At 58.8% G+C, this 7,177-nt stretch carries 6 protein-coding genes; 2 read left to right on the top strand and 4 right to left on the bottom strand.

Going from position 1 to position 7,177, the window contains the following annotated elements:
- Positions 1 to 28: 28 nt before the first annotated feature.
- Both feoB and IQ273_RS28180 read left to right on the top strand, forming a co-directional pair.
- Positions 29 to 2,359 (top strand): Fe(2+) transporter permease subunit FeoB, encoded by a 2,331-nt coding sequence (gene feoB / locus IQ273_RS28185; protein ID WP_194026437.1) that lies wholly within the window; start codon positions 29 to 31, stop codon positions 2,357 to 2,359.
- Positions 2,360 to 2,366: 7 nt separating this feature from the next.
- Positions 2,367 to 2,651 carry a FeoC-like transcriptional regulator gene (locus IQ273_RS28180; protein ID WP_194026436.1) on the top strand — a complete coding sequence of 95 codons (285 nt, stop codon included), beginning with the start codon at positions 2,367 to 2,369 and terminating at the stop codon, positions 2,649 to 2,651.
- Here IQ273_RS28180 and IQ273_RS28175 read toward each other — a convergent pair.
- The 4 genes from IQ273_RS28175 to IQ273_RS28160 form a co-directional block, all read right to left on the bottom strand.
- A complete protein-coding gene (locus tag IQ273_RS28175) occupies positions 2,648 to 3,709 on the bottom strand; it encodes a WD40 repeat domain-containing protein (protein WP_194026435.1) in 1,062 nt (353 codons plus the stop codon). The two genes, IQ273_RS28180 and IQ273_RS28175, sit on opposite strands and share 4 nt — an antisense overlap.
- Positions 3,710 to 3,767: 58 nt before the next feature.
- Positions 3,768 to 4,742 carry a GTP-binding protein gene (locus IQ273_RS28170; RefSeq protein ID WP_194026434.1) on the bottom strand — a complete coding sequence of 325 codons (975 nt, stop codon included), beginning with the start codon at positions 4,740 to 4,742 and terminating at the stop codon, positions 3,768 to 3,770.
- A 143-nt stretch (positions 4,743 to 4,885) separates the two neighbouring features.
- Positions 4,886 to 5,884 (bottom strand): linear amide C-N hydrolase, encoded by a 999-nt coding sequence (locus IQ273_RS28165; RefSeq protein ID WP_228054033.1) that lies wholly within the window; start codon positions 5,882 to 5,884, stop codon positions 4,886 to 4,888.
- 196 nt (positions 5,885 to 6,080) lie between these two features.
- Entirely contained in the window at positions 6,081 to 7,022 is a 942-nt protein-coding gene (locus IQ273_RS28160) for an alpha/beta fold hydrolase (protein ID WP_194026432.1), read from the bottom strand.
- Positions 7,023 to 7,177 lie beyond the last annotated feature (155 nt).

The raw sequence follows: 7,177 nt of genomic DNA, 5'->3' as shown, positions 1-7,177 counted from the left end.
CCCACTCATCCCCTCATCCCCCTATGCCATGAACTCCCCTACCATCGCCCTCCTGGGCAACCCCAACTGCGGCAAAACCACCCTATTTAACGCGCTCACCGGAGCCCATCAGCAGGTGGGCAACTGGCCCGGCGTCACCGTCGATCGCAAAGAAGGCAGCTATCACTACGGCGGGCAGACGGTGACCGTCGTCGATTTGCCCGGTATCTATGCCCTGGATTCGGAAGCAGAGGGCAGTGTTGACGAGGCGATCGCCCGCGACTATTTGCTCTCAGGGGCCGCCCAGGTGGTGGTCGACATTGTCGATGCCTCAAATCTGGAGCGCAACCTCTACCTCACCACCCAAATTCTGGAGATGGGGCTGCCCCTGGTGGTCGCCCTGAATATGACCGATGTGGCCGAGGATCACGGTACTCACGTTAACCCCAAGCTGCTGTCAGAACGACTGGGCTGTCCGGTGGTGGCGATGGTCGCGGCCAAGGGACAAGGGGTCGAGGATCTCAAGGGCTGTCTGAATGATTTCTTGATGGCTCCCTATCGGCCTCAGGCCCAGGTCGTCTATCCAACGGTGATTGAAGAGGCATTATCGGTGCTGACGCCCGCGATCACCGGGTTTGATCACCCTACCCCCCGCGATCGCTGGACAGCCCTCAAGCTGCTGGAGTACGACAACCACCACGGGCCGCAGCTGTCTAGCGACCTGTTGCGTCAGGTGGCTGAGCAGCGCCACCGCATCCATCAGGTACTGGGCGAAGACATCGACATTGCCGTGGCCGACAGCCGCTATGGCTACGCCCACCGACTGGTCAGTGACGTGGCCACCCGTCCTCGGCAGGTCAGCTTAACCAAGTCCGACAAAATTGATCAAATCGTGCTGAACCGCTGGCTGGGCATTCCCATCTTCTTGGGGGTAATGTATCTGCTGTTTATGTTTGCCATCAACGTGGGCAGCGCCTTCATCGACTTTTTTGATATTCTATTTGGCACCATTTTTGTCGATGGTCTGGGTCGTTTACTGACCGCCATCGGCCTGCCCGATTTGGTCACGGTGGTGCTGGCCAATGGCATGGGCGGCGGCATTCAAACCGTGGCCACTTTTATCCCGGTGATCGCCTGCCTCTTCTTGTTTATGGCGTTTCTGGAAGACAGCGGCTACATGGCCCGCGCCGCCTTTGTGATGGATCGCTTCATGCGGTTTGTGGGGCTGCCCGGCAAATCCTTTGTGCCCATGCTGGTGGGCTTTGGCTGCAACGTGCCCGCAATCATGGCCACCCGAACCCTGGAGAGTCGCCGCGATCGCATTCTCACCATCCTGATGAACCCCTTTATGTCCTGCGGGGCGCGGTTGCCGGTCTACGCGCTATTCGCCGCAGCCTTCTTTCCCAGGGCCGGGCAGAACATCGTATTTTTGCTGTATTTAGTGGGCATGGGGATGGCGATCGTCACCGGCTTGATCATGAAGTACACGCTGCTAAAGGGAGAAGCCGCCCCCTTTGTGATGGAGCTGCCCACCTACCACCTGCCCACCTTCAAGGGAGTGCTGATTCGCACCTGGGAACGGCTCAAAGCCTTTATCCTGCGGGCGGGGCGGGTGATTGTGGTGATGGTCATGGTGCTGAGTTTGCTCAACTCCATCGGCACCGATGGCTCCATCGGCAACGAAGACAGCGAAAACTCCATCCTCAGCGCCATGAGCCAGCGGGTCACCCCCGTCTTTGCTCCGATGGGCATCACTCAAGACAACTGGCCCGCCACCGTCGGTATTTTTACCGGAGTGTTTGCCAAAGAAGCCGTCGTCGGTACCCTCGACTCGCTCTACAGCCAGCTAGCCCGGGATGAAGCCCTGGCCGCCGGGGTTGACCTGAGCGACGACGACTTCGACTTTTTCGGCAGCATTGGCGAAGCCTTTGCCACCATTCCCGCCAACCTGGTCGCCCTCTCCGGCACCCTGCTCGACCCCCTCGGCCTCTCCATCGGCAATGTTAGCGACTTGAACGCCGCCGCCGAAGAGCAGGCCGTCACCCACACTACCTTCGGGCAAATGGCGCTGCGCTTCGATGGTCGGGTAGGGGCCTTCGCCTACCTGCTGTTTGTGCTGATGTACTTTCCCTGCGTGGCCGCGATGGGGGCCGTCTACCGCGAAACCAACGCCGGTTGGACCGCTTTCGTTGGGCTCTGGACTACGGCCCTCGCCTACTGGAGCGCTGTGACGTACTACCAGGCAATGACCTTCTCCCGCCATCCCGCCAGCTCGGCCGCCTGGATTGTGGGGCTGATGGGGGTGGCGATCGCAACCATTCTCCTGATGCGCTACTCTCGACCGGCCCGGCGCAGGCGATCGCTCTTGCTAGAGGGGTAGACAGACCATGCTTTCCAATATCCAAGCCTATATGGCGACCCATGGCACCGTCTCCATCGCGGATTTGTCCCTGCATTTTCACACCGACAGCCAGGCGCTCAGGCCCATGCTGGCAAAACTCATCCGCAAAGGGCGCATTCGCCCGTTGCCCCTGCCGGAGAAATGTGCAGACTGCACCTGCTGCGATTTCAGTCAGCTGGAGTGTTATGCGTGGGTTGCTCAACCAACAACAGCACCGTTGGACCCTGTCGCCCTAGGCCCTAACCCCTGGCCGCCTGTACCGATTCCCTAGCGGCCAAATCCCTTCCCTGCCAATGCCTTCGCCCATACCAGCAGTTCTCCGCCACAGCCCCCCGCCGCCAGGTACTTCCCTTGGGGCGACCAGGCTAAGGCCGAAAATCCGTCCGCAGCCCCCTCCAAAATTTGGGCGGCTTCGGTAGCCTTTTGCCATAGACAGACCCAGCCATCCTCAGAGGCACTGGCCAGCAGGGTTGACTGGGGTTGAAACGCCACTGCCCTCACTGCCCCACTGTGCAAATCCAGCACGTGGGACGTCCAGCCCTGGGTGTCGCTTTCGGCCATTGCCCACACCACCACGCCCTCGGCACTGGCGGACGCCAACAACGGTGCACCTCCCTGGGCTTTTACCGTAGACCAGGCCAACGACCGCACCTTGCCAGGAAACCCCTGCATTTGCCAAGGGTAGGGGTTGTGCCACTCCCAAACTAGCAGGGTGCGGTCGTTGTTGCCCGAGGCCAGGTATTGCCCGTCAGGGGAAATGGCGATCGCACCGCTGGCCCCACCCGTCTCTCGAATCTCCGGGTCGTCGTACCAGTCGTCTCGCCGCCAGGTCTTCACGCTCAGATTCCCCGCCAGGGTCAGGTAGTCACCGCTGGGGTGCCAAGCCAGATCTAGCACTGACGACGCCTCATAGGCTGGCGTTGCCACCACCGATTGGTCGACCGCATCCCACACCTGAGCGTAGCGCCCCAGGCTAAACGCCAGTTCTGGCGATCGGGGGTGCCACCGCAGGCAATCAACCCAGACCCTGGGGTTCTCTAGCTGACTCAGCAGTTCAGCAGAGTTTGACTTCAGTCGCCAAATCGATACGGTGCCAGCTTGCCCCGCCGCCGCTAAAAATGTGCCATCAGCGGAGAATGCGATCGCATCCACTGACAAGCCCTGCTTTGCTTGCAGCGCCATCGATGCACCGGTCTTGGCGTCAAACACAACCACCTCCCCCGCCGCCGAACAAGCTGCCAATCGAGAGCCATCGGGTGACCAGGCAAGGGCAGTCACGTAATCGGCAAGGAGGGTTTGCCAAGTGGGGTTGAGGAGGGGTTTTGGCATGGGAGTGAGTGGGTAGATGGGTGGATGGGTAGGGGGTGGTATTGATTCATCCAATTCTTCACCTCACCAAACACTCCCTAAACGCCTCCTCCAACCCCATCTCTTCCAAGTTTCGCCCAATAAACACCAGCTCATTTTTGCGGGTTTCGTCATCGCGCCAGGGGCGGTCTTGGCGGCCTTCAAACAGCATGTGCACGCCCTGAAAGACAAAGCGGCAGTCTTCGCCAGCGATGTTGAGAATGCCCTTCATGCGAAAGATCTCGGGGCCGCGATCGCGCAGCAATGTCCCCAGCCACTGGTTAAGCTTGGCTCCGTCTACCGTGCCTGCTTCCACCAAGGCTATTGAGGCCACAGTTTCGTCGTGTTTGTGGGCGGTTTCGTTGAGAAACTCGGGGTCGATCTCGAGGGCGTTGCCCAGATCAAAGGCGTTGACACCGAGGATAGAATCCATGGCAATTTCGGCGTTGCGGGTGCGGTGGATTGTTGCGATCGCATTCATTCCCCGAATCCGCTGCTCTAGGGCCACCAGATCTTCTTCGGTAACCAGATCCACTTTATTCAGCAAAATCACGTCGGCAAAGGCAATTTGCTCCAGGGCTTCGTCGGCCTCCCAGTGCTGGGCGATATGGGCCGCATCCACCACCGTCACCACCGCGTCGAGGCTGGCCTGGGTCTGCACTTCGTCGTCAACAAAAAAGGTCTGAATCACCGGAGCGGGGTCAGCTAACCCGGTGGTCTCGATCACCAGGTGGTCAAACTTGTCGCGCCGCTTCATCAGGTTGCCAATGATGCGAATCAGGTCGCCGCGCACGGTGCAGCAGATGCAGCCGTTGTTCATCTCAAAAATTTCTTCGTCGGCATCAATGACAAGTTGGTTGTCGATACCCACCTCACCAAACTCGTTGACGATCACCGCCACCTTTTTACCGTGCTCGTGGGTGAGAATGCGGTTCAGCAGGGTAGTCTTGCCTGCCCCCAGATAGCCCGTCAACACCGTAACCGGAACAGAGCTTTGCACCTCAGCACCAACCATAGCCACACCTCGCCTAAAGAATGATAATCATTTTCAGATTATAGGGTGGGAAAGGGGGACAGTGAGCGGTTTACGGTTTGCGGTTCAGGGCTATACGTTGCACCGTACACCTTGTACCTTGCACTGCAAACCCTCCCTCTCGGTCAACGAGCCGCCTCTAAAAATTGCAGCGGTTCAGAGGGTTGGAACTGGTCGGCGGTATTACCGGCAAACACAGCGCCGTCGGTCAGGGTGAGTTTGCGCACCGGGGCTCTGGGAGACAAGTCCAAATCATCCAGGTTGACCCAAAACACATTAGGACTGCGGGTTGACTCAAAAAAGTAGCGCCGGTTGGTTTGATCGGCAACTGTTCGCCAGATAGTTGACGAGATATCGGGGCGATCAGGCGTTGCAAACCCCAAGGGCACCGAGATATTGCGAATCACAGACAATACGCTGGCAGCAGCCTCCTTGGGGTCTGCTGTTTGAGGGATGGAATTGATATAAAACGATGCCCGCACGAACCGATCCGCCGCCCGATTGGTGCCGGGTAGCATGGCTAAGCCGCCAATCTGCTCCCAATATTGGTTGAGAGAACGCTGTTGATCAAAGGTCGGTGAATTGGTCATCACCTGGTAGTCGCGGCTGTGGTGAATCATCAGCTCACCGTCAACATACTCAAAAATGGCCGAATCGCCCGTGGCGTCAGAAATCGATAGGTGCACAGTACCCGCTTTGCCATCGGGCGATGGAACAGGAGCCATTTTACATGGTTCCTTTTCCATCGCCCCAACGGCTTCGGCCACGGTGGCAAAGTTGTCTAGCATGTACTGGGGCCACAGGGACAGCGATAGCGGTGCCCGAGCATCATTCGGGCTGGGGGTGGGATACACGCTTTCGGTGAGATAGAGCATGTTGGCCACTAAGCCTTTCTCGTTCATGCCATCGGCGATCCCGATATCCCACACGCCAGTGCCCACGCTGCCGTACTGCGATGTCCACTCTATGGAGCCAGAGCCAGCGGCCCCATGGCGCTCCATACCGCGCGGAAACACCCACAGGTTAGACTCCATATCAGTGACCCAGTCCATGCTGCGCCCTGTGAACACCAGGTTGTCTGGCCCCAGGTAAACAGCACGGGTGCAGGCCAACACTGCAGACATCGGCACCAGCCCAAGAAAGCTTAGGGGCAGAGCAAGCGATAGTGAATGGGTAAATTCCTGGGCTAGGTTAATCAGCTGATGAAAATCGAGCACAGAACAACTCCTCAACATCGTTTAAAGACATCGTCAAACAACTATCAGCCTCTCATTTTTGGCGTCTGGTTCAGTACCTGGCTTCGGTAGGTGGCACTCCTCTTCATTTCCCCAAATGCTCTTTTAGAAACGGTTTCAGGTTCTCTAACACCGCTTTGGAGGATTCTTCATGGGCGGCTAGGGATCCTGGCACTGTTGCCCACTGCACGCCAGCCATCGCCTTTAGCATCTCCATTTCGGCCCCAGACTTGGGTGGGGTCTGCTGTCCGGCGATCGCCAACTTAGGCACAGTTGTCGACTCAATCAAATCTAGCCAGTCAGTGCGCCGCTGCACCGGGTCTAGCCCTCCTGTGACAAAGGCGGCAGAGGCAAACCGGGCACCAGGGAACTGGGTCGTTTGGTGTTTAGCCTGCATCAGCTCAGGGGTGATGAAAGCCGCATCGCTGTAGACGTGGCGACCCATCATCCACCGTAAAAAAGCTGGGTGGGCATTGAGGGCATACAGCCCCTGGCCTAGCAACGGCGACCACACCAACCACCGCAGCAGGGCATAAATTCGCCGCCGTTCTCCTATGGCCGTGGGCAATGGCCCCCGCCAGGTGGGCGCTACTAGGGCGATCGCCCTCAACCCCGGCACACCACCCTGTGCTGCCAACCCCAGGGTGTAGCCCGCACTGTGGCCACAGGCCACCACCCCCGCCACCTCCGGCACCACATCCCGCACAAAATCGTTGAGCATCGCTTGGTAGATCGTGGGACGACTGCAACCGGCTGGGCGGGCCGACTCCCCAAACCCCAGCCAGTCAAGGGTAATCACCCGGTAGTGCTGAGCCAGCTCCACCGCCAGCCCACCCAGCTCAGCCCGCGTTGAAATGCTGCTAAAGGCAGGCAGCAATAGCAACGACAGCCCTGCACCCCGCACATCGTAGGCGATGGCCAAAGGCCGGTCTTTGACCATCGCCGCCTCCCGACCTCGCCACCGCCAGGGGTAACACCGAGTCTCCGATACAACCCCAGCCGAGAGCTCCCCCTGCACCTCAGTCATAGCAAGTCCCCCACCGAGCGACCATCATGCTCGCGAACATTGATAATGATTATCATTGTAGGCTGGTTATTGGGTATCAGGTGTCAGGCCCAATACCCAAAACCCAATACGTGAAACCCAGTTTCTCCCTTACTCCCCCATGCCCCCCTCCATCG

The organism is Nodosilinea sp. LEGE 07298, from assembly GCF_015207265.1.
Lineage (GTDB): Bacteria > Cyanobacteriota > Cyanobacteriia > Phormidesmidales > Phormidesmidaceae > Nodosilinea.
Note: the sequence above shows the minus strand (reverse complement) of the source record. Positions and strands in the feature narration are given on the sequence as shown.